General features: G+C 73.0%; 19 protein-coding genes. 12 read left to right on the forward strand and 7 right to left on the reverse strand.

Annotation, left to right across the window (positions count from 1 at the left end):
- Positions 1–20 precede the first annotated feature (20 nt).
- The 3 genes from ACZ5OX_RS31870 to ACZ5OX_RS31880 form a co-directional block, all read right to left on the reverse strand.
- Positions 21–1103 carry a polyprenyl synthetase family protein gene (locus ACZ5OX_RS31870; RefSeq protein WP_465634807.1) on the reverse strand — a complete coding sequence of 361 codons (1083 nt, stop codon included), beginning with the start codon at positions 1101–1103 and terminating at the stop codon, positions 21–23.
- A 43-nt stretch (positions 1104–1146) separates the two neighbouring features.
- Positions 1147–2667, reverse strand: coding sequence for an ABC1 kinase family protein (locus ACZ5OX_RS31875; protein ID WP_465634809.1), 1521 nt, complete (start codon positions 2665–2667; stop codon positions 1147–1149).
- A 69-nt stretch (positions 2668–2736) separates the two neighbouring features.
- Positions 2737–3126: a hypothetical protein gene (locus tag ACZ5OX_RS31880; protein WP_465634811.1), complete on the reverse strand. Its 390-nt coding sequence runs from the start codon at positions 3124–3126 to the stop codon at positions 2737–2739.
- Positions 3127–3560: 434 nt separating this feature from the next.
- On the opposite strand from ACZ5OX_RS31880, the gene ACZ5OX_RS31885 reads away from it, so the two are divergent.
- The 4 genes from ACZ5OX_RS31885 to ACZ5OX_RS31900 all read left to right on the forward strand — a co-directional run bounded on the left by ACZ5OX_RS31885 (position 3561) and on the right by ACZ5OX_RS31900 (position 6727).
- A complete protein-coding gene (locus ACZ5OX_RS31885) occupies positions 3561–4004 on the forward strand; it encodes a hypothetical protein (protein ID WP_465634812.1) in 444 nt (147 codons plus the stop codon).
- Between the two features lie 225 nt (positions 4005–4229).
- Positions 4230–4730 (forward strand): hypothetical protein, encoded by a 501-nt coding sequence (locus ACZ5OX_RS31890; protein WP_465634813.1) that lies wholly within the window; start codon positions 4230–4232, stop codon positions 4728–4730.
- 4 nt (positions 4731–4734) lie between these two features.
- A complete protein-coding gene (locus ACZ5OX_RS31895; RefSeq protein ID WP_465634815.1) occupies positions 4735–5760 on the forward strand; it encodes a COG1470 family protein in 1026 nt (341 codons plus the stop codon).
- Positions 5761–5953: 193 nt separating this feature from the next.
- On the forward strand, positions 5954–6727 hold the full coding sequence (locus ACZ5OX_RS31900) for a hypothetical protein (RefSeq protein WP_465634816.1): 774 nt from the start codon (positions 5954–5956) through the stop codon (positions 6725–6727).
- A 134-nt stretch (positions 6728–6861) separates the two neighbouring features.
- Here ACZ5OX_RS31900 and ACZ5OX_RS31905 read toward each other — a convergent pair whose 3' ends face one another.
- Positions 6862–8151 (reverse strand): hypothetical protein, encoded by a 1290-nt coding sequence (locus tag ACZ5OX_RS31905; protein ID WP_465634818.1) that lies wholly within the window; start codon positions 8149–8151, stop codon positions 6862–6864.
- A gap of 59 nt (positions 8152–8210) precedes the next feature.
- Here ACZ5OX_RS31905 and ACZ5OX_RS31910 point away from each other — a divergent pair, with 59 nt between their 5' ends.
- Entirely contained in the window at positions 8211–8651 is a 441-nt protein-coding gene (locus ACZ5OX_RS31910; RefSeq protein WP_465634820.1) for a hypothetical protein, read from the forward strand.
- 53 nt (positions 8652–8704) lie between these two features.
- Positions 8705–10384, forward strand: coding sequence for a PP2C family protein-serine/threonine phosphatase (locus ACZ5OX_RS31915; protein WP_465634821.1), 1680 nt, complete (start codon positions 8705–8707; stop codon positions 10382–10384).
- A gap of 238 nt (positions 10385–10622) precedes the next feature.
- Here ACZ5OX_RS31915 and ACZ5OX_RS31920 read toward each other — a convergent pair whose 3' ends face one another.
- Complete coding sequence (locus tag ACZ5OX_RS31920) at positions 10623–11474, reverse strand: class I SAM-dependent methyltransferase (protein ID WP_465634823.1); 852 nt, start codon at positions 11472–11474, stop codon at positions 10623–10625.
- Positions 11475–11686: 212 nt separating this feature from the next.
- Between ACZ5OX_RS31920 and ACZ5OX_RS31925 the strand changes: the two genes are divergently transcribed.
- Together ACZ5OX_RS31925 and ACZ5OX_RS31930 are read left to right on the forward strand one after the other, a co-directional pair.
- The gene (locus ACZ5OX_RS31925) at positions 11687–12628 is read left to right on the forward strand and encodes a TIGR01777 family oxidoreductase (protein WP_465634825.1); all 942 of its coding nucleotides are present in this window, start codon (positions 11687–11689) and stop codon (positions 12626–12628) included.
- Between the two features lie 123 nt (positions 12629–12751).
- Entirely contained in the window at positions 12752–13636 is an 885-nt protein-coding gene (locus ACZ5OX_RS31930; protein ID WP_465634826.1) for a hypothetical protein, read from the forward strand.
- Between the two features lie 118 nt (positions 13637–13754).
- On the opposite strand, the gene ACZ5OX_RS31935 is transcribed toward ACZ5OX_RS31930, so the two are convergent.
- Both ACZ5OX_RS31935 and ACZ5OX_RS31940 read right to left on the reverse strand, forming a co-directional pair.
- Entirely contained in the window at positions 13755–14795 is a 1041-nt protein-coding gene (locus ACZ5OX_RS31935; protein ID WP_465634828.1) for an SDR family oxidoreductase, read from the reverse strand.
- Entirely contained in the window at positions 14792–15388 is a 597-nt protein-coding gene (locus tag ACZ5OX_RS31940) for a DUF6328 family protein (RefSeq protein WP_465634830.1), read from the reverse strand. The genes ACZ5OX_RS31935 and ACZ5OX_RS31940 overlap by 4 nt, the downstream gene beginning before the upstream one ends.
- A 186-nt stretch (positions 15389–15574) precedes the next feature.
- Between ACZ5OX_RS31940 and ACZ5OX_RS31945 the strand changes: the two genes are divergently transcribed.
- The 4 genes from ACZ5OX_RS31945 to ACZ5OX_RS31960 are packed head-to-tail and all read left to right on the forward strand — an operon-like array spanning position 15575 to position 21245.
- Positions 15575–17380, forward strand: a complete 1806-nt coding sequence (locus ACZ5OX_RS31945; protein WP_465634832.1) for a thiamine pyrophosphate-requiring protein — start codon at positions 15575–15577, stop codon at positions 17378–17380.
- Positions 17367–17825 (forward strand): hypothetical protein, encoded by a 459-nt coding sequence (locus ACZ5OX_RS31950; RefSeq protein WP_465634834.1) that lies wholly within the window; start codon positions 17367–17369, stop codon positions 17823–17825. Before ACZ5OX_RS31945 ends, ACZ5OX_RS31950 begins: the two co-directional genes overlap by 14 nt.
- On the forward strand, positions 17818–20154 hold the full coding sequence (locus ACZ5OX_RS31955; protein ID WP_465634836.1) for a GMC family oxidoreductase: 2337 nt from the start codon (positions 17818–17820) through the stop codon (positions 20152–20154). The genes ACZ5OX_RS31950 and ACZ5OX_RS31955 overlap by 8 nt, the downstream gene beginning before the upstream one ends.
- On the forward strand, positions 20151–21245 hold the full coding sequence (locus ACZ5OX_RS31960) for an enolase C-terminal domain-like protein (RefSeq protein ID WP_465634838.1): 1095 nt from the start codon (positions 20151–20153) through the stop codon (positions 21243–21245). Before ACZ5OX_RS31955 ends, ACZ5OX_RS31960 begins: the two co-directional genes overlap by 4 nt.
- Positions 21246–21273: the final 28 nt, after the last annotated feature.

Below are 21273 nucleotides of genomic sequence, written 5' to 3' on the forward strand. Positions count from 1 at the left end.
GGGTCGGCGGCGGTGTCGCGTCACGCGGTGCGGTGGACGGCGGTCATGGCGAGGCGGCGCAGGACGGAGGAGACCTCGGCGGGGAACCCGGCCCGGTCGAGGGCGGCGAGGGCGTCGTCGTGGCGGTCGGCGATCATCCGCTCCACGGCTTCGCGGGCCCCGGTGCCGTCGAGGATCCGGCGCACCCGCGTCACGCCCGCCTCGTCGAGACCGGGGTCGCCGACCAGTCGGGCGAGCTGCGCCCTCTCGCCGTGGTCGGCCCGGCGCACGGCCAGGGCCATCAGGACGGTGGCCTTGCCGGACCGCAGGTCCTCGCAGGCGGACTTGCCGGTGAGTCGCGGATCGCCGAAGGCTCCCAGGAGGTCGTCGCGCAGCTGGAACGCCTCGCCCAGTGGTATCGCGTAGGCGGAGCAGGCGCGCAGCACGGCGTCGTCGGCCCCAGCGAGGGAGGCGCCCAGCTGGAGGGGCCGTTCGACGGTGTACTTCGCGGTCTTGTAGAGGTTGACGGCCATGGCGCACTCGATGTCGGGGGTGATGGCTCCGGTGGTCAGCAGGTCCAGGTACTGGCCGTGGACCAGTTCGGCGCGCATCGCGTCCATCAGCGGCAGGACGGCCCGGTACTCGCTCCCGGTGAGCTGTGCGGTGTGCAGCAGTTCGTCCGCGCGGACCAGGGCGAGGTCGCCGAGGAGGATGGCGGCGCCGGTGCCGAAAGCGTCCGCGTCGCGTCGGTCGGCGTGGCGGGCGGCGAAGGACCGGTGGGCGGTGGGAAGTCCGCGGCGGGTCTCGCCGGCGTCCATGATGTCGTCGTGGATCAGGGCGAAGGCGTGGAAGAGCTCCAGGCTGGCGGCCAGTCGCAGGACCCGCTCCTCCTCCCCGCCGCCGCCCGCGGCGTACCAGCCCAGCACGCACAGCACGGGCCGGATGCGTTTGGCCGGGGCGAGGACGAAGTCCCCCAGCGCCGTGGCGAGTTCGCGGGCCGAGCCGCGTTGGGTGGGCACCGTGGTGGTCGGGGCCTGCCGGAGGAACCGGGTGAGGACGGCGTCGATGCGGGCGCGCAGGCGGGGCGGGTCGAGGACGTCGGCGGTGGGGGCGTCGGGGTTCACCGGGGCTCCTTGCGGTCTCGGTGGGGGCGTGCGGGGGAGCCGCTCAGCGGGACTTCGACTGGTGGCGCCAGAGCAGGGCGGCGCCGAGCGTCAGCGCGACCTCGGCGGCACCCAGGCTCAACGCCGGGTCACGGCGCTTCGCGCGCTGCCCGTTCAGGGTCATCCGCATCGTCAGGTCGCGGTTGGACAGGTCCCGGGTGACACCACGCAGCTGCTGGGGCGCGGCGGCGCCGGCGGTGATGATCTCCAATGCGGTGCGCACGGCCTGCTGGGGGGCCAGGGACTCCTTGACGAGGTCGATCACGATGCCGGTGAGCTCCTCGGAGAACACGTCGATGATCGAGGTCTCGGGCGACAGGTGCCGGATGGAGCCCTCGATGTTGGCGAAGGACTTGCCGAGGACGGAGACCATCGGGCTGGTGCGGATGCCGCGCCTGGTGGAGTGCTGGAGGACGGCCGTGAGCGTCACGCCGAAGTTGAGGTCCTCCAGGGAGGCGGTGGCGATCTGGGGTACCAGTGCGGCCATGTCCCCGGCGAACGCGGAGGCGTTGGTCCAGGAGGTGGTACTGCCCATGTCGATCCACGCCCGCGCGGTGCCGGCGCCGTCGTTCATCGCCAGGTTGAGCAGCAGAAGCAGGACGCTGGTGCTCATCGGCCGGTCGATGCGGCCCACCATGCCCCAGTCGATCAGGGTGGCCGGCTGCCCGGGGTGCACGAAGACGTTCCCGGGGTGCGGGTCGGCGTGGAAGACCCGGTCGACGAAGAAGCCCCGGTACATGAACGCCAGGAGGTCCCGCCCGATTGCCGCGCGCTCCTGGGCGCTGAACGCGTCGCGGTCCGCCTCACGGATCGGCTTGCCCGGAGCGAGGCTCTGCACCAGGACCCGCTGGGTGGCCCGGACCACCTCGGGGACGGTGATGTACTCGAAGTCCTCCGCCGCCTTGGCGGCCTCCGCCATGTTGCGGGCCTCCATGGCGAAGTCGAGCTCGGGCCGCATCGCGTCGAACACCACGCCCAGCATCGCCTCGACGTCGATGACCTCGTTGAACCTGCGGGCGCGGCGGGCCCCGAAGCGCGCCAGTGAGCCCATCAGCTTCATGTCGTCCGTCACCGTCTCCCGTACCCCCGGCCGCTGGATCTTCACCGCGACCTCGCGACCGGAGTGCAGCTCGGCCCGGTAGACCTGCGACAGCGAGGCGGTCCCCAGCGGGTTGCCGGTGTCGATGTCACGGAAGCCGCGCCGCCACAGCGGACCGAGCTCCTCGGTCAGGACCGGTTCGAACTGCGTGAAGGGCGCCGGAGCGGCCTGATCCTGGAGCTTCTCGAACTCGTCGATCATCTCCTGGGAGACGATGTCGGGGCGGGTGGCCAGCATCTGGCCGACCTTGATGTAGAAGGGGCCCAGCTTCTCCAGCGCGGCCCGCAGGTCCCGGGCGCGCCGGACGGCCGCGGTGTCCGTTCCGTCCGAGGGCCCCCGGTGTGGTCTGACCGCGCGTGCCGCCTCCTGACCGGCCAGCTGGGCGAGGGTCCGCATCAGCAGTCGGCCCCGGCCGTCGCTCACCATGCGCGCCGCCGTGCGGCACCGGGCGGGCCGGTCGGCGACCGACGGGTGGCGGTTCGGGCCGCCCCGCGGTCAGCGGTCGTCACCGGACAGCCGGTCGATCCGGCGGGCGAGGTGCATCAACTGGTCCTTGAGGGAGCGGAGTTCATTCGTGTCGTGGTCCCGCTCCCGGTCCTCGCGGTGCGGCCGGTGGCCGTGGTGGTCGCGGTCGTCGGAGTGCGGCCGGTGGTCGTGGTCCCGGTCGTCGGGGTGCGGCCGGTGGCCGTGGTGGCAGCCGTCGTGGCCGTGGCCGTGGCCGTGGTGGTCGTAGTCCGGACCGTCGTGGAAGGCGCGGCTGATCGAGTGGCGCATTCCGCGCTCGAAGTCACCGGCTCGATCCAGGGTGTCGTCCACCAGGTCCTCCGTCGCATGAACGATTCGACGCAGGGCGTGGCTGAACGAGGAATGCTGCCGGCGGGACATGCGGGCCTCCTAGAAGGAATGACTCGGCGGCGATCCTGCTCGCTGATTTCCGCGGGGGAATTCCCGGCCGATCGGGTCGAATTGATCGGCTTGCTTCATGGTGTCCCGTCGGCGGCCCTGGAAACGTGTGCCCGGTTGTCCTCCTCAGGTTGAGGGAGCGTGTCAGGCTTCGCGCGCCCGGCGCGCGTCTGTGGGAGACGAGTAAGTGCAGGAATCAAGAATCATCAGTATCTCCGGGCTGAGGCCGGTCAGATGTCGAGGCGTCGACGGACGAGGGAGAGTCGGGATGTGGGCCGATAGTCGTACCTCGGTCGTGAATTTCGTTTCGCCGTCAATCCGAGTTCATGAATTTCAGGTTCGAACTCCCCTCCCGATGGAATAATCCGGACAGATCGTGCACGCCCACCAGGCGTCGGCGGAAAAGGAGGATCAAGGTGGCGGACATCAAGAAGATCGAGGCGCACATCCGGACGGCGGACGTCCCGCGTGCCGGCACCCACGGCTGGGTCTACCTCGGCCTCGCCGGCCGGGAGTTCCTCCTGAACGCCGTCGACACCAGTGGCGGCCTGGAGCGCGGGGACAACTGGATTTTCGTGCTCGGCGAGGACTCCAACGTGGAGCACCCCGGTCGCAACGACCCCCGCCGCCCGCAGCTGGACACGGACGACCTCGACCGCTACCCGGTCCATCTCCGCTTCGAGCCCGCCGGCCACCGCCCCGCCTGGTGCCTGGAGCGCGTCTGGGTCACCGTCAACCCCGACTCCGACTACCCCCACACCTTCGACAACCCGCGTCTCGCGGGCTTCGGAGAGCACGGGCGCCTGTGGCTGGCGCAGGAATCGGGCAAACAGCTCTATCTGAAGCGGTACACCCCCTGAAAACGCAGTGCTTTCCTCCGGGGCACGCACTGCCGGCCGGCGAGGATCGCAAGGGTGGCGGCGAGACGGGCCGGGCTTCGATCCGGCTGAAATGCGGTCATTCGTGCGGCGGAGCGTGGCGCGCGTCGGCTTGCGTGAACAGGCCGCGCCCGATTCCCTGACGCCACGTCTGCCAGTGTCCGCTGGCGGGCAGCTACTTCGGGAGCAATTGTGCTTGCACGAATCATGTCCATCGCGGCCGCAGCCGTGACTCTCGTCGCGGTCCAGCCGGGCCTCGCCGTCGCGGCGGCCGACCCCAGCACGACAGTCACGTTCACGGTCACGTCCGGCGCGTTGACGCTGTCGGTACCGGCCAGTGCCAACCTCGGCTCGGGAGCGCCCGGCACCGTCATCAGCGCGCCGATCGGGCCCTGTACCGTCACCGACGATCGCGCCCTCCTCTCGGCCTCCTGGACGGTGACCGCGGCGGAGACGGACTTCACGAACGGTGCGTCGACGCTGCCCGCCACCGACACCACCTACACGGTCGGGGCGGTGACGACGACCGGTACCATCACCGTCACTCCGACGAACGTGACGCTGAGCAACACCGCGCAGACGGTGCTCAGCGGAACCAACGGTGTCGGAGACAACACCGCGTCCTGGAACCCGACGATCTCCGTCAACGTGCCCGCCGGCGCCGTCTCCGGGACCTACACCGGAACGTTGACCCAGTCCGTTGCCTGATGGAATGAAGGGGGCGCGCCGGTGCGGGGTTCTGCTGCTGGCGCTGGCCCTCGTACAGGCGGCCGGGGCGATGCCGGCAGCGGGGCGTGCGGCACCCGGGTTGTCCTCCCCCCGGGACCCGGCCGCGGGGAAGACCATCGGCATCAAGTTGCTCGACGCTCCGGAAAGCCGCCGCGCGGATCCCAGGGCGCACGCCTACATCGTCGACCACCTCGCGCCCGGCTCGACCATCGAACGGCGGGTGGAGGTCACCAACGAGTCGTCCACGCCGATGCACGTCAACGTCTACGCCGCGGCGGCCACCATCGCGAAGGGTGAGTTCACCTTCGCGCCGGAGCGCACCCCCAACGAGCTGACCGGCTGGACGTCACTCGACACGGCGGACCTTGAGCTGGCGGCCTCCGAAACGGTGCGGGTGCGCACCACCATCCGGGTGCCCGGGGACGCCGCCGCCGGGGAGCGGTACGGCGTCATCTGGGCGCAGACGGACACCCCCACGGACCGCTCGCACAATGTGACGTTCCAGGGCCGGGTGGGCGTCCGCATGTACATCGACGTCGGTCCCGGTGGTGAGCCACCCTCGGACTTCGAGATCGAGCGGCTCCGTCCGGCCCGAGCCCGCGACGGGCGGGGGGAGGTTCACGCCCGGATCCACAACACGGGGGGCCGCGCCCTGGACATCGGCGGGGCACTCTCCGTCTTCGACGGCTCGGGCGGACTGCGCGCCGGACCGTTCCCGGCCAGGACGGGCACCACACTGGCTCCGGGTGACGCTGCGGAGGTGGTCGTCCCGTTGGGCGCACAGCTGCCGGACGGCCCGTCGACCGTGGAACTCACGCTCAGGAGCGGCCTGGTCGAGCACACCACGCGCGCCACCGTCACCTTCCCGACGACTCCCGGTAGCACTGGGGTAGTCGCCGCGTCGGCCGCCCAGCAAGGGCCCTTCCCTTCCCCTGTGGTCGCCGGGCTTTCGGCCCTCGTCGCCGCCCTGTGCCTTCTGCTCTTCAAGTTCCTCCGGCGCCGCCGGTGACCACGTCGACCGAGCCCCGCCCCCGCAACCGGCTGATCCGCTCCGTGGGTGACGCATGAGGGGTTGTCCGTCGGGTCTCGTGTGCTCGCCGCGAGCACCACCGTGTTGTATTCGCGAGCCCACTCACCGAAGTACAGAGTGATATTCAGGTCACGAACAGTAACGGCTTGTTGTCGGCGGTTTGGAAGCGGAGATGTCGGTGTTCAGGCATGGGAGAGGGCGGGCTGAAACAAGCCGCGGCCCGGGAGGTATGGGCGGCATGTTTCGACGGTGGCTGAGGGTGCGGGTCCGCAAGACGGGGGCGGTCGTGATGGCCGGGTCGGCCGTCCTGGCGATCGTCCTGGCCACAGTCTGGACCGCCACGGTCCAGCGCGCCTCCGTCGCCCGGGTCGACGGCCGCGCGGTGCCGGTGATCGACACCGCCGCCACCGGCCTCACCGAATCCAGTGGCAGCGTCCCCGCTGACCCCGGCGGTACCGACATCGCCGCCGGCACCGGCAGTACCGGCCTCACGTTCACGGTACTCGGCCCCTCCCTGACCATTGCCAAGAGTCACGCGGACGCCTTCGTCCGGGGCGAGGACGGCGTCTACACCATCACTGTGGGTAACGCCGCAGCGGCCGGCCCGACCGATGGCACCACGGTCACCGTCCACGACACCCTCCCCGCAGGTCTTCGGGCCGACCGGATCACCGGGAAGGGATGGCACTGCGTTCTGGCCACCCTCACCTGTACCCGCAGTGACGTCCTGCCTGCCGGGCACGACTACCCGCCGATCACGCTGAAGGTCGACGTCTCCTGCGACGCCTCTGCGCAGGTCACCAACACGGCTACCGTCACCGGAGGCGGTGACACCACCATCCATACCGCCAACGACACGACCACGATCAAGCACCACGAGCACGACGGGCACGATGGCGACGGGCACGACGCGGGTCATGACCACTGCGATCGCCACGACCCCTGAACTCAGCCCGCGTGGGCGTAGCGGGAGGCGTGCCGGTCCGCCGCCTCCCCGTCCTCGAACGTTCCGGGGCACACGGTGCCGACCGGCGGCGCAGCAGTGTGCACCGGCACGTTCCACCGCTCGCCGCTCGCCGCTCACCCGAGGGCCTGACGTGCCAGCGAGAGGACGGCCTGGTCCAAGTCCGGTTCCCCGGGTAGCGGCGTCACCTCGGTGTCGCAGAACACGACCGGGATGCCGCGCCGCTGGGCGTGCTCCGCGACCACGTCGACGGCGGCGGCCTTCAGCTCCACCAGGTACAGGTCCGCCTCCGTCTCCGCGAGTTCTGCCCGCAGGCGCCTGCGGTCCGCCAGGGCGCTCGTGGCGTGGACGACCCGGGCCTCGTGCCTGGTCCGCAGGTGGTCGACCATCCCGGGCACGACGTGCGGCGCGGCGGTGGTGAAGAACGCCACGCGATGCCCGGCCACGTCCGAGACCGGTCGCGGGCGCAGCGCGGTGGCGATCAGCGGTACGTCCCGGATCCGGTGGATGGCGGTGCGCACGGCGCTGGTGTCGAGGTGGGGGTCGGGCAGGGTGAGGACGACCAGGTCGGAGACGAGGATCCGGTAGGCGCCGAGGTAGCCGAGGATGCGGTCGGGATCCTGGTCGGCGCCGACGACCAGGATCCGTCGGCGTACGTCGACCGGGGGCAGGATGGTGCCGCTGCCCTCGAAGATGACGAGGTCGGGTGCGAGTTTCGCGGCCAGTTCGGCCGCCGCTTCGACGTTGGAGGCGAACGGGGTGGCGGCGAAACCGCCGCCGCAGCGTCGGGCCCCCACCGTGGGGACGTGGGCGAGGACCGCGTCCTCGATGTAGTCGGAGGCGGCGTGGTGGCCGGTGCGGGACCGGGCCAGCAGGTCGGCGAGGCCCGGTTCGGCGGTGACCACCTCGGGATCCGCGGGGCCGCCGCGGCCCATGGCGACGACCACCACGTTCCACCGCCCGGCCAGCAGGCGCGCGATGTGCCCGCTGACGGCGGTCTTGCCGATCCGTTTGCCGGTGCCGGCGATGCCGAGGGACGGCAGCGCGAACGGCGCGAGCCGCGGGGGCTCGAAGCAGAAGTCCGCCCCGACGTACGGGACGCCGCAGGCCATCGCACGCGCCGCGTACGCCATCCGCTCCGGGCCGCCGACCACCGGCTCGTCCGACAGGTCGAGGACCAGGTCGGCCCCGCACGCGGACACCGCCTGCGTCAGGCTCCCGGTCATCAGCGGCACGCCGAAGTCCGGTGCCTGCCGCAGCTTCTCCGTACCGCCGGCGAGCAGGGCACCCACCACCCGGCACGGCAACATCCGCAGGGTCTCCCGGACCACGTCGGGGTAGTGCTCCCCGTCGACCAGGGCGAGCACACGCCGTCCCGTCAGCGGCACGGGCGGTCTGCCGGTCACCGCCCGGCTCCGTATCGGACGCGGTGGGTCGTGGTCACATTCGCGATCACCGGAGACCTGTGCGCCTGGTCGAGCCGCGCCGCGGTCGCGCCAAGGAGCCTGTCGCTCATCTCGGTGGCCCGTTGGGACCGGATCTCCTCGTCCCGGACGTCGTCGGTGAACAGCAGAAGCCGGTTTTGCTGCATTTCCCTACTCCCGTCGTCAGGAATCCGGGAGGATGTGCGGATACCTGGTGGTGTGACGGCTCGGGCGAAGCTCGGCGCATCTACGGAAGCGTCCCGCCGCGCACCCTGCTTCACCATCTGCGCGCGGAGAGGGACTCGACCATGCGGGATAGCCCGTTCGGGGAGAGGGCGGGCATCAAGAAGGTCGAGGCGCCCGTACGCGGCCTGACCGTCGTCGGCGTCATCAACCCGCACTTCCAGCCGATTTCCCGGCCGACCGCCTCGAACCGGCCGACCGTACCGGCGCCTGGATCGGGTCGTGCGGCAACCGCGTGATCTACTGGTGTCACCTTCCATCCTCTCCATCCGATGGGCGAAGGGCGCGTCTCATGCGAGGGCAGGAACCGAGGCAGACCGAGCCGTCGGGCGCGGCGCCCGAGGTCGGCGACCTCGGCGGGTACGTGGTCGAGGACAGCGGACGGATCGTCGCGGTCAACGACCGTGCCCTCGGGCTGCTGCGGATGGACCGCGCGGACGTGGTCGGTCGCGACCACCACGAGCTGCTGCACCGCCAGCCGGACGGCAGCACGCTCCCGCGGGCGCAGTGCCCGCTCATGGACGCCATCCTGTCCCGCACCGCGTGCAGTGGCGCGAGCGTGTGGTTCGTGTGCGGTGACGGTGCGCTGGTGCCGGTGCGGTGGACCGCCACCCCCTACCGGACGGCCGGCGGTCCGGCGACCCTGGTGCTGTTCCATCCCCGCCCGGCCGACACGGCCTCCGACGAGCCCGGGCAGCTGTCCGAACTCGAGCGGCTCGCCCTGCTCGCCGAGACCACCACCTCGTTGACGTCGACGATGAACGAGGAGGAGATGGTCGACCGGCTGGCAGACCTGGTACTGCCGCGCCTGGCCGACTGGATGGTGATCGACCTCATCGACGACACCGGCGACATCTGGCGCGCCCGCGTGGTCGAGCACCGGGACGGCCGCCCGGCCCGGCACCCGGAGCTGGAAGGGCCGATACCCGCCGTGTCACCGCAGTCCCCGATGCCGCTGTCACGCGCCCTGCGCGGCACCGCCGCCTCCTTGGCCGGCCCGCAGGTCTACCAGGGCCGACCCGACTCCGGCATCGCCGTCGTCCAGCACGAACTGTTCGCCGCCACGGGCATGCGCTCGGCAGCCGTCGCCCCCGTCCGTGGCGCCAAGGAGGTCCTCGGCGCGCTCACGCTGGGACGCGGCGACGGCCGGGTGCGGTTCGCCACCCGCGACCTCTCGCTGCTGGAGGACATCACCCGCCGGGCCGGTGTGGCGATCTCCAACTCACGCCTGTACCAACGCCAGCGACGGGTCGCCGAGACCATGCAGCGCCACCTGCTGCCCCACCTCCCCGACCTGCCCGGAGTCGAACTGCACGCCAGCTACCTGTCCGCGCCGGACGCCTCCCAGGTCGGCGGCGACTGGTACGACGTCTTCACCCTTCCCGGCGACGCCACTGTCCTGGTCATCGGCGACGTCGTGGGCCACGACCTGGAGGCCGCCGCGGGCATGGCCCAGCTGCGCAACATGCTCCGCGCCCTCGCCTGGTCCCACCAGGGGCCGCCCAGCGGCGTGGTCGACCAGCTCGACCACGCCATGGGGCGCGTCACCGACCGGCTGATGGCCACCCTCGTCCTGGGGCGCCTGACTCCGGACCCGGAGGGCGGTTGGACCTGGACCTGGACCAACGCGGGCCACCCCCCGCCCCTGGTCGTCACCCACGACGGTCGCGCCGACTTCCTCCGGGCGCCGCACAGCCTGCTCCTGGGCACCGGTGCCACGGCCACCCGCGGCAACGCCTCCGTCCAGCTACCGCCCGGCTCCACCCTCCTGCTCTACACCGACGGCCTCATCGAGTCCCGGGCCCACGGCATCGACCCCGGCCTCGACCGGCTCCGCCGCCACGCCGCGGCGCTCGCCCACCACCGGCTCGAACCGTTCTGCGAACGGCTCCTCGAACGCGTCCGGCCCTCGGACAACGACGACGACGTCGCCGTCCTGGCCCTGCGCGTTCCCCGCCGTGACAACCGCTGATGCGGCGTCCCGGGCCGATGCCCGGGTTTCCGCCCACACCGTCGCCGCCGTCGGGTGGTGACGTCTCGCGGCTTCTTCCCGCGCCGCCTCCGGTCCGTGGCAGGGCCTGCCGTCTCTCTTGCGCGGTGCAGGCGGGGGCGGTCGGCGCGAGCCCTGCGGTGAGGGACCGCGCTCCTCGGGGCGACGGGTGAGCGGGGAGCGAGGGCCGCTGGTCACCGGAAGGACGGGCCGGCGGGCCTCACATCCGGCGGACCCGCAGCACGCTGGTGAGCATCGGGAGGGTGAACTCGCCGGCGCCGGTCTCCGGCCGGTCGGCGAGGTAGGCGTGGGTGGCGTCCAGCAGGGCCGTCCGTTCCTGCTCCGGCATGACCAGGACGCCCGCCTTCGTCGAGAGGGTGGCGACGAGGGAGTCGGCGGTCCGCCGCTGCCCGTGCGGGAACTCCGCCTGCTCGGGCGAGTCGAACCGGGCGTCCCCGCCGGACCGGGGAAGGTGCATCCGCGCCGTCTCGACGCGCCAACCGGTGGGCACGTCGCGCGGGCCGATGGCGGCGGGGCCGGTGACGCGGGCGAGGCCGGCCACCCAGTCGACCCGGTCGTCGAAGACGTTCCACAGGCCGGCCAGCACGCCGCCGGGGGCGAGGACCCTGGCGATCTCCGGCCCCGCGAGGTCCATGTCGAACCAGTGCATGGCGTTGCCGGACACCACGGCGTCGACGGAGCCGTCCGGCAGCGGGATCGCCTCCGCTCGTCCCGCCAGCGCGCGGACGGTCGGCAGTGCGGCGCGCAGTTCGGCCAGCATCGCCGGGTCGGGTTCGACCGGGACGACGTCGTGGCCCAGGGCGACCAGGGTGGCGGTGAGCTTGCCCGTCCCGGCGCCGAGGTCGAGCACCCGCGGGCCGGGCGCGGCCTCGAGGGCCCAGCGCACCGCGGCCTGCGCGTAGTCCGGGCGGTGCTCGGCGTAGGCGCCCGCCGCCCGGCCGAACGACGAGCTGTGCAGCCGCCGTTCATCCTGCGCGGACTCCTGGCCGACGGCCGCCCGGCCACGCGCGTCGTCCTGGTGCTGCCGGGTGTCGTCGTTGATTCCCGTCACTGAAGCCCCCGCTGATCGACAGTCTGATTCCGTCTCGATGTATCGGTTCGATACATCGAGACGGTAGGTACCGGAGTGCTTCCGCGCAAGGTCCACTTCTGCTGACCGACGATCACGGTCGACATTCGGAGGGGATCGGGGCATAGAATTGAACACGTTCAGAATGCTGGGCTACGCTGGGTTCCGAGGAACCGAGGCAAGAGGGGGAACCCATGAAGGTCGTCATTCCCGGTGGATCCGGTGAGCTCGGGACACTGCTCGACCGGCGCCTGACCGCCGCCGGGCACCAGGTCGTCGTGCTCAGCCGCAGGCCCGCCGGACCCCGGCAGGTCGGCTGGGACGGACGGACCCTCGGCGCCTGGGCGGCCGAGATCGACGGCGCCGACGTCGTGCTCAACCTCGCCGGGCGCAGCGTCAACTGCCGCTACACCGAGGCGAACCGGCAGGAGATGATGGACTCCCGGGTGCAGTCCACCCGGATCGTCGGCGAGGCCGTCGCAGCCGCCCGCCGCCCGCCCTCGTGCTGGCTCCAGATGAGCACCGCCACCGTCTACGCGCACCGCCACGACGCCCCCAACGACGAGCGGGACGGCCTGATCGGCGGCAGCGAGCCCGACGCCCCGGCCGCCTGGCGGTACAGCATCGACGTCGCCCAGGCCTGGGAGCGCACCCTGGCCGAGGCCGACACCCCGCACACCCGCCGGGTCGCGCTGCGCACCGCCGCCGTCCTCGGCCCCGAGCGCGGCGGCTCGCTCGACGCGCTCTCCTGGCTGGCCCGGCTCGGCGTCGGCGGGCCGGTCGCGGGCGGCGCCCAGTACGTCTCCTGGCTCCACGAGCGGGACTTCGCCCGCGCCGTCGAGTTCCTGATCGCCCGCGAGGACCTCACCGGTCCGGTCAACCTCGCCGCCCCGAACCCGCTGCCCCAGCGCGAGTTCATGCGCGAGCTGCGCACCGCCTGGGGCATGCCGCTGGCCCTGCCCGCCACCCGCTGGATGGCCGAACTGGGCGCCTTCGCGCTGCGCTCCGACACCGAGCTGCTGCTGAAGAGCCGCCGCGTCGTCCCGACCCGCCTGCTCGACGCGGGCTTCGCCTTCGACCACCCGAGCTGGCCGGAGGCCGCCCGCGACCTCGTCCGGCGGCTGCGCGGGCGGTAGCGCGCTCGACGGCCGCCGTGCGGCGGATTCGTCACGGGGCCGTCACAGCTCCCCGTCGGCGCTTGCCCGGCCCGGTGATCCCCGGGACCGTGGAGGCACACGCACGGTCGATCAGGGGGCGGGATGCGAACGGTACGGCTGTCGTTCATGCGGCAGTGGGGAGGCAACATCGGGATCGGCTGCGTCCTGGCGGTGGCGACGATGCTCGCGCTCGGCCTGTCCGGTGCGACCGGCGCCGGGACGGCCACCCTGATCGGCGTGCTGATCGGTGGCGCGGCGGCAGTCGGGGTGCCGCACACCTTCCGGCTACGGGAGGACGAGCAGGGCCTCACCCTGGTCCGGCTGCTGGTCGCGCGCCGCTACGCCTGGTCGGAGATCAGCGGCCTGGCCATGGAGTTCGGCGAGGAGATCGAGACCAGCGGCCACCACGTGACCCTGCGCCTGCGTCTGGTGGACCCGCCGGGCCGGTTCTGGGGCCCGCAGCTCGGCCGGATCGACGTCACCGAGGACGACCGGCCACGCGGCGTCGAACCGCGCGCCCTGGCGGAGCTGTTCGCGGTCTTCGGCCGGCACGGAGTACCCGTCGACCAGCCGGAGTTCGCGAACGCCGTGCTCCACGCCTACGGCCTGCCGCCGCTGCCGCCCGAGCCGGTGCGGCAGGTGCCGGACGGGCCGGTGCCCACGGCGGGGGAGGCGTACACGCACGCCCCGGGCCTCGCGTCGGAGGAGAAGGAGCTGGCCGCCCACCGGAGCACCGTCAAGAGCCCGCCCCGCAAGCGCCGCGAGTACCTGCTGCGCGCCGCCGCCCTGGCCGACCGCATCGCCCTGGCGGGCGGCGACGCCGACCCGCACCAGGTGGTGCGGGCGCGGATAGCGGCCGGGGAGCTGACCGAACACGACCGCGTCACCGCCGACGGCGACGGCGCGCGCGAGTACGTCCGCCAGCAGTACCTGGACTGGCGCCGGAGCGCCGCCGAGCCTCGGCGGGGCGGGGGGACGGCTCGCTGACGGGCCGGGTGCTCCGGGCGGCCCGTCGGACCACCCGCGCGCCGACGCCCGGCACCCCTTGGACGCCCGGCACCCCTTGGACGCCCGGCACCCCTTGAAGGTCAGCCCGGCTTGAAGGTCAGCCCGGCTCCGGCGGCCCGGACCGTGACCCGCGTGCGAGCCCTCTCGCCGCCGCACCGAGCAGTACGGCGCCGCCGACGGCGAGCAGGCCGTGGTGCTGGGAGGCCCACAGCTGGGTGCTGCGCTCCCGGGCCTCGTCGTCGAAGCGGCCGTGCGCGCCGTGGTCGTCGGAAGTGTCCGACGGTGTCCAGAGGTTGGCGAGGCGGTCCGCCTGCCGGGGGCCGTCCTCCTGCTGGGCGTCGATGCCGGTGCGGGCGAGGTAGCGGTCGAGCAGGCCGGGGGCGAGCGCGTTGGCGACCAGGGTGCCGACGGTGCTGCCGCCCACCCAGTACTCCCGCCGCCCGGGGTGCTCGGCGGCGAACCGCACGGCGCGGGCGGCGAGTTCGGGCTGGTAGACGGGTGCGACGGGGCGGGCGCGGCCGCGCAGCCGGTTGAGTACCCAGTCGAACTGCGGGGTGTTGACGGCGGGCATCTGGACCATCGTCACCCGCACCGCCGTTCCGCTGGCGAGCAGTTCGCAGCGCAGGGCCTCGTGCCAGCCCTGGATGGCGTGCTTGGCGCCGCTGTAGGCGGTCTGCAGCGGGATGCCCCGGTAGGCGATCGCCGAGCCGACCTGCACGATCGTGCCGTGGTCGCGCGGCAGCATCCGGCGCAGCGCGGCGCGGGTGGCGTTGACGTACCCGAGGTAGGTGACGTCGGTGACCCGGCGGAACTCGGCCGGGCTGATCTCGGTGAAGGGCGCGAAGACCGAGGCGAACGCGTCGTTGACCCAGACGTCGATCGGCCCGAACTCGGCCTCGGCACGGGCGGCGACGGCCTCGCAGGCCTGCGGGTCGGCCACGTCGGCCAGCACGGTGCGCACCGGCGAGCCGGCGGCCTGGGCCTCGGCCGAGGCGGCGCGCAGTCCGGCCAGGCCCCGGGCGACCAGCACCAGCCGGTCGCCCCCGGTGGCGAAGGCGCGGACGCAGGCCCGGCCGATTCCGGCGGTCGCGCCGGTGATGACGACGGTACGGGGTTCGGAGCGGCTGAGGATCCTCATGGTGGGCGTCTGGCCGGACCGTCCCCGCCGAAACCCGACGAGCGGGAGTCGGGGTCGGGATCGTCCTCCGGCGGGCCGGTGCACCGGTCGTCGTGCCGGTGCAGGTGCCGGATGGGGATCAGCAGCCAGCAGCAGACGAACCAGAACATGACCGCCGCGGTGATCCAGCCCGCCACCGCCGATCCGGTGGCCGTCCGCAGCAGGAGCAGCAGGGCGGAGCCGATGGTCAGCGCGAGCAGCAACAGGCCGATGTCCACCAGCCTGGCCGCGGCGTTCACCAGCTCGGGTTTCAGCCGGTGGCCGGCGAAGATCCGGTGGTAGGCCACCGGGGCCGCCAGCGAGCCGGTCGCCAGTGCCCCGAGGACGACGGTGACCACGTACAGTCCCCGGTCGAAGCCGCCGAGCTGGGCGAAGCGCGGCATGAAGACGACGCTCAGCAGGAACCCGAACAGCACCTGGGAGCCGGTCTGGGCGACCCGCACCTCCTGGAGCAGATCGGTCCAGCGCCGGTCCGCCCGTTCGTCGGGGGTCTCCCGCCGTCCCGCCCGGTGACGGGGTGCGCGGGTCTCGCGGTCGGTGCCCGGTGCCGTCACGGTGATCGCCTCGCCTCCTGTTCGTCGGCGCGTCTAGCCGCAGCCGGGCCGGTCAAACGCGGGTCGAGCGGGTGGCCGGACGGAGGGGCCGGCCCGACTTTTCCTCCGTGCGGCGTTTCCGGGCCCCCGCAGCGGTTAGCCGCGCTTGCGGGGGGCCGGGCCGTGAAGGAGCGAAGGAGGAACGCTGTGTCCCCGAAGGTTTCCGACCAGATCCTGGAACGACTGCGCGACTGGGACGTCGAGTACGTCTTCGGTTACCCCGGCGACGGCATCAACGGGCTGCTCGCGGCCTGGGGTCGGGCCGACAACCGTCCGGTGTTCATCCAGGCCCGGCACGAGGAGATGGCCGCTTTCGAGGCCGTCGGCTACGCCAAGTTCTCCGGGCGCACCGGTGTGTGCGCGGCGACGTCAGGGCCGGGCGCGATCCACCTGCTCAACGGGCTGTACGACGCCAAGCTGGACCACGTTCCGGTGGTCGCGGTCGTCGGGCAGACCGACCGCAGCGCGATGGGCGGCTCCTACCAGCAGGAGGTGGACCTGCTCAGCCTGTACAAGGACGTCGCCGCCGAGTACTGCCAGATGGTGACCGTCCCCGAGCAGCTGCCCAACGTGCTGGACCGGGCGATGCGCACCGCCGCCGCCCGGCGCACGGTGACCGCCGTGATCGTGCCCGCCGACGTCCAGGAGCTGGACTACAGCCCGCCCGAGCACGCGTTCAAGATGGTGCCCTCCAGCCTGGGCGATCCGCGGTGGACGGTCGTGCCGCAGGAGGAGGAACTGCACCGTGCCGCCGAGGTGCTGAACTCCGGGCGGAAGGTCGCGATGCTGGTCGGCCAGGGCGCCCGTGGCGCCCGCCGACAGGTCGAGGAGGTCGCCGAACTGCTCGGCGCGGGCGTGGCCAAGGCGCTGCTCGGCAAGGACGTGCTGCCCGACGTGCTGCCGTACGTCACCGGGTCGATCGGCCTGCTGGGCACCCGCCCCTCGTACGAACTGATGCGGGACTGCGACACCCTGCTCACCGTCGGCTCCAGCTTCCCGTACACCCAGTTCCTGCCCGAGTTCGAGCAGGCCAGGGGCGTGCAGATCGACCTCGACCCGTTCATGGTCGGTCTGCGCTACCCGTACGAGGTCAACCTCGTCGGCGACGCCGCCCGCACCCTGGACGCGCTGCTGCCGCTACTGGTCCGCAAGGAGGACCGGCACTGGCAGCGCACGGTGTGCGACAACACCGAGCGCTGGTGGGAGGTGATGGAGCGGCGGGCCGAGGTCGAAGCCGACCCGATCAACCCCGAGTACGCGGTCCACGCCCTGGACCACCTGCTGCCCGACGACGCCATGGTGGCCGCCGACTCCGGCTCCGCCGCCAACTGGTACGCCCGCCACCTGCGCTTCCGCGGCCGGATGCGCGGCTCGCTGTCCGGCACCCTGGCCACCATGGGCCCGGGCGTGCCGTACGCGATCGGCGCCAAGTTCGCCCACCCGGACCGGCCCGCGATCGCCATCGTCGGCGACGGCGCGATGCAGATGAACGGCCTCGCCGAACTGATCACCGTCGCCAAGTACTGGCAGCGGTGGGACGACCCGCGCCTGGTGGTGGCGGTGCTCAACAACCGCGACCTCAACCAGGTCACCTGGGAGATGCGGGCGATGCAGGGCGCCCCGAGCTTCCTGCCCTCGCAGCAGCTCCCGGACGTCGACTACGCCGGCTTCGCCCGCAGCCTGGGCCTCGGCGGCGAGCGCGCCGACCAGCCCGGGCAGGTGCCCGACGGCTGGCAGCGCGCCCTGGCCGCCGACCGGCCGTACGTGCTGGAGCTGGTCACCGACCCGGCCGTCCCGCCGATCCCCCCGCACGCCACCTGGGACCAGATCCAGGCCGCCGCCGAGTCCGTGCTGCGCGGCGACGCCGACCGCGCCGCGATGGTCCGCCAGGGCTTCCGGGCCAAGCTCCAGGAGCTCCTGCCCTCCTTCGGAGGCCGCCATGGGCGTCACTGACCCGGCCAGGCGCGGCATCGACCTCGCGGTGCGCAACATCCGCACCGGCCGCTTCCAGCGCTCGCTGGCCCTGGCCACCGCCGGCGGTTCGGTGATCACCGCCGCCGAGATCTACCTGGAGCACGACCGGGCCGGCTTCGGCAACCGCGTCATGTGGTGGCCGGTGTGGCTGGGCCCGGTCGGCGCGGCCGCCGGGGTGGCCGGGGCGTGCAGCCCGCGCGCGGCGCACACGCTGCTGCCGGTCGCCTCCGCCGCGATCACCGTCAACGGGCTGCAGGGCACCTGGCTGCACGTGCGGGGCATCGCCGAGAAGCCCGGCGGCTGGGCGATGGCCCGCTACAACGTGGAGATGGGCCCGCCGCTGTTCGCGCCGCTGCTGATGAGCCTGGTCGGAGGGATGGGCCTGCTCGCCGCCGTCCTGCGCCGGGAGTCCCGCGATGCCTGAACCCCGACGCGAGCCGCGCTTCCCCGGGTACGACGTGCTCGGCCAGGCCCGCCACTGGGACCGTGAAACGGCCGCCGTGGTGCTCGGCCGCACCGGCCCGCTCCCGCCGCTGCGCTTCTTCACCCCCGCGGAGGAGGCCACCGCCCGCGCCCTGCTCGACCAGCTGCTCGACCACCCGGCCGTCCCGCTGCTCGGGATGATCGACGCCCGCCTCGCCGAGCGGCAGACCGACGGCTGGCACTACGGCGACATGCCCGAGGACGACGAGGCCTGGCGGCAGACCCTGCATGCCCTGGACGAGGACGCGGACGGCTCCTTCGCCGACCTCACCGAAGTCCAGCAGCGGGCACTGATCGGCCGGGTCCAGGCGATGGGGGACGTGCGCTGGCACGGTCTGCCCGCGCCGCACGTGTGGAGCCTGTGGACCCGCTACGCCTGCACCGCCTACTACGCCACCCCCACCGCCTGGAACGAGATCGGCTTCGGCGGCCCCGCCCACCCCCGCGGCTACCTGCGCCTCGGCGTCGGCCTGCGCGAGCCCTGGGAGGTCCCCGACGCCCACTCCCGGCCGCCCCGCCCGCCCGACCGGCGCCCGCCGGGCTCGGTGCCGCCCGCCACCGACCCCGGCCGGCACTCCCGGCTGCGCGCCGCCGCCGAGACCGTACGGGCCAACGCCGCCGCCGAACGCGAGGTCCGCCGCACCAACGCCTCCGCCTGGCTGCTGCCGCCCGACGGCCACGGCTTCGACCACTCCCTGGTACGCGACATGCGCCGCTACGGCGACACGGACGAGGTCGACCTGCTGATCGTCGGCTGCGGCGCGGGCGGCGCCACCCTCGCCCAGCGGATGGCCCGCCGGGGCTGGAGCGTCGTCGTGCTGGAAGCCGGGCCGTTCTGGGACCCGCCGGCCGACTGGGTCAGCGACGAGGCCGGCTCCCAGCACCTCTACTGGACCGAGCCGCGAGTGATCACCGGCACCGACCCGGTGCCGCTGGGCTCCAACAACTCCGGCCGCGGCGTGGGCGGTTCGATGGTCCACTTCGCCGGGTACGCGCCGCGCTTCCACCCGTCCGACTTCCACACCCACGCCGTCGACGGCGTCGGCGCCGACTGGCCGATCGACTACACCGACCTGCGGGAGTCCTACCGCCGGCTGGAGTACGAGCTGCCCGTCGCCGGCCAGTACTGGCCCTGGGGCGAACCCCACCCCTACCCCCACCCGCCGCACCCCGTCGGCGGCAACGGCGAGGTCTTCCTGCGCGGCGCCGCCGCCCTCGGTATCCAGGCCCGGGTCGGCCCCGTCGCCATCACCAACGGCCGCTTCGGCCGCCGCCCGCACTGCATCTACCGGGGCTTCTGCCTCCAGGGCTGCAAGGTCAACGCCAAAGCCTCCCCGCTGATCACCCACGTCCCCGACGCCCTCGTGCACGGCGCCGAGATCCGCGCCGACTGCACGGCCGCCGCCGTCGAACTCGACCACGACGGCTTCGCCCGAGGCGTCCGCTACTTCCACCACGGCCGCGAACACCTCCAGCGGGCCCGCACCGTCGCCGTCGCCGGATACGCCATCGAGACCCCGCGCCTGCTGCTCAACTCCGCCTGCCCGCGCTTCCCCGACGGCCTGTGCAACGAGCACGACCTGGTCGGCCGCTACGTCATGGTGCAGGGCGCCCCGCAGACCTCCGGCCGCTTCGAGGAGGAGATCCGCGCCTACAAGGCCCCGCCGCCCGAGGTCTCCACCGAGCAGTACTACGAGACCGACCCGCACCAGCCGTACAAGCGCGGCTTCACCATCCAGAACATCTCCCCGCTGCCCATCACCTGGGCCGAACACGTCGTCGCCCAGGGCCACTGGGGCGCCGACCTGCGCACCTACCTCTCCGACTACGTCCACTGGGCCACCCTCGGCGCCATGGCCGAACTGCTGCCCCAGCCGGACAACCGGGTCACCCTCGCCGAGGAGACCGACCGCCGCGGACTGCCCGTCGCCGAGTTCTCCTTCTCCCAGTGCGACAACGACCGGATGCTGATCCGGGCCGCCCGCGAGGTGATGGAGTCCATCCTGCGCGCCGCCGGGGCGAGCGAGGTCATCACCATCGACCGCTACGCCCACCTGGTCGGCGGCTGCCGCATGGCCGCCGACCACCTGGGCGGGGTGGTGGACCACCGGCTGCGCACCTTCGCCGTGCCCAACCTGCTGATCACCGACGGCAGCGTGCTCCCCACCCAGGGCAGCGCCAACCCGGCGCTCACCATCATGGCCCTGGTCGACCGCGCCGCCACGCTGCTCGCGGCCGGGCAGCGCTCCGGACTGCGAGCACCGCCATGACCGAGGTCGAACGGATCGACGTCCGCGTCTACACCGTCCCCACCGACGCCCCCGAGGCGGACGGCACCATCGCCTGGGACAGCACCACCCTCGTCCTCGCCGCAGCCGCCGCCGGCCCGCACACCGGCCTCGGCTGGACGTACGGCGCCCCCGCGACCGCCGCCGTGATCGCCGGCGAACTCGCCCCGCTGATCACCGGCCGCGACCCCCACGACACCAGCGGCGCCCACGAGGCGATGAACCGCGCGGTACGCAACACCGGCCGCCCCGGCCTCGTCGCGGGCGCGATCTCGGCCGTCGACCTCGCCCTGTGGGACCTGCGCGGCCACCTGCTCGGCCTGCCGCTGGCCCGGCTGCTCGGCGGCGCCGCCCGCCCGGTGGCCGTGTACGGCAGCGGAGGCTTCACCACGTACACCGGCGAGCAGCAGGAACGCCAACTGCGGGAGTGGACCGAGGAGCAGGGCATCCCCCGGGTCAAGATCAAGATCGGCGAGTCGTGGGGCACCCGGGAACGGCGCGACCTGAAGCGGGTGCGCGCCGCCCGCGCCACCATCGGCGACCGCGCCGAGCTGTACACCGACGCCAACGGCGGCTACCGGCGCAAACAGGCCGTCCGGATCGGCGCCGCACTCGCCGACCAGGGCGTCACCTGGTTCGAGGAGCCCGTCTCCTCCGACGACCTCACCGGCCTGCGCACGGTCCGTGACGCCGTCACCCCCGACGTCACGGCCGGGGAGTACGGCTACGACCTCGCCTACTTCGCCCGGATGATCCCCACCGTGGACTGCCTCCAGGCCGACGCCACCCGCTGCGGCGGCCTCACCGGCTGGCTGCGCACCGCCGCCCTCGCCCAGGCCCACGGCCTCGACGTCTCCGCCCACTGCGCACCCCACCTGCACGCCCACGCCGCCGCGGCCGTCCCCAACTGCCGCCACCTCGAATGGTTCCACGACCACGTCCGGATCGAACGACTGCTCTTCGACGGCACCCTCGACCCCACCGGCGGCACCGTCACCCCCGGCGCCGACGGCGCCCCCGGGCACGGGCTGCGCCTGGCGGCCGCCCGGGCCGCCGAGTACCGGGCCGGCTGAACCGTCTGACCGAACCGTCTGACCGAAC

Source organism: Kitasatospora sp. NPDC032121 (genome assembly GCF_055580145.1).

Excerpts from the sequence above, each read along its gene's own strand:
- ACZ5OX_RS31895 (WP_465634815.1), top strand. The coding sequence starts at position 4,735 with ATGAAGGGGGCGCGCCGGTGCGGGGTTCTGCTGCTGGCGCTGGCCCTC.
- ACZ5OX_RS31955 (WP_465634836.1), top strand. The coding sequence starts at position 17,818 with ATGCCTGAACCCCGACGCGAGCCGCGCTTCCCCGGGTACGACGTGCTC.
- ACZ5OX_RS31935 (WP_465634828.1), bottom strand. The coding sequence starts at position 14,795 with ATGAGGATCCTCAGCCGCTCCGAACCCCGTACCGTCGTCATCACCGGC.
- ACZ5OX_RS31915 (WP_465634821.1), top strand. The coding sequence starts at position 8,705 with ATGCGAGGGCAGGAACCGAGGCAGACCGAGCCGTCGGGCGCGGCGCCC.
- ACZ5OX_RS31880 (WP_465634811.1), bottom strand. The coding sequence starts at position 3,126 with ATGTCCCGCCGGCAGCATTCCTCGTTCAGCCACGCCCTGCGTCGAATC.
- ACZ5OX_RS31930 (WP_465634826.1), top strand. The coding sequence starts at position 12,752 with ATGCGAACGGTACGGCTGTCGTTCATGCGGCAGTGGGGAGGCAACATC.
- ACZ5OX_RS31875 (WP_465634809.1), bottom strand. The coding sequence starts at position 2,667 with ATGGTGAGCGACGGCCGGGGCCGACTGCTGATGCGGACCCTCGCCCAG.
- ACZ5OX_RS31900 (WP_465634816.1), top strand. The coding sequence starts at position 5,954 with ATGTCGGTGTTCAGGCATGGGAGAGGGCGGGCTGAAACAAGCCGCGGC.
- ACZ5OX_RS31960 (WP_465634838.1), top strand. The coding sequence starts at position 20,151 with ATGACCGAGGTCGAACGGATCGACGTCCGCGTCTACACCGTCCCCACC.
- ACZ5OX_RS31890 (WP_465634813.1), top strand. The coding sequence starts at position 4,230 with ATGTCCATCGCGGCCGCAGCCGTGACTCTCGTCGCGGTCCAGCCGGGC.
- ACZ5OX_RS31950 (WP_465634834.1), top strand. The coding sequence starts at position 17,367 with ATGGGCGTCACTGACCCGGCCAGGCGCGGCATCGACCTCGCGGTGCGC.
- ACZ5OX_RS31925 (WP_465634825.1), top strand. The coding sequence starts at position 11,687 with ATGAAGGTCGTCATTCCCGGTGGATCCGGTGAGCTCGGGACACTGCTC.